At 63.4% G+C, this 380-nt stretch carries 1 protein-coding gene; it reads left to right on the forward strand.

Annotated elements, in window-relative coordinates:
- A partial coding sequence (locus tag EN850_RS34135) for an SDR family NAD(P)-dependent oxidoreductase (protein ID WP_136092979.1) occupies window positions 1-285 on the forward strand: 285 nt, incomplete at its 5' end.
- Window positions 286-380 lie beyond the last annotated feature (95 nt).

Raw genomic sequence — 380 nt, forward strand, 5'->3', positions numbered from 1 at the left:
GGAAGCGCCAAGGCGGCCGTCACCGCCTACCTGAGCGGGCTTGGCCAGCGCCTGCGTCCGGCCGGCGTCAACGTACTGGTGATCAAGCCTGGCTTCGTCGATACACCCATGACCGCCGCCTTCAAGAAGGGGGCACTTTGGGCAACGCCGGACAAGGTCGCCGCCGGGATCCTCAGGGCCATCGGCAAGCGTAGGGCCGTGGCGTACCTGCCGGGTTTCTGGTGGGCGATCATGATGATCATCAAGAACATTCCCGAGTTCGTTTTCCGCAGGATCAAGCTCTGACATGGCAGACAAGAACGACAAGATCGGCCTGACCGGCGCCGCAGGCCTGGTGGGGCAGAACCTCATCGTCGAGATGAAGCAGCAGGGCTACACCC

Source organism: Mesorhizobium sp. M8A.F.Ca.ET.207.01.1.1 (genome assembly GCF_004794715.1).
Taxonomy (GTDB): Bacteria; Pseudomonadota; Alphaproteobacteria; order Rhizobiales; family Rhizobiaceae; genus Mesorhizobium.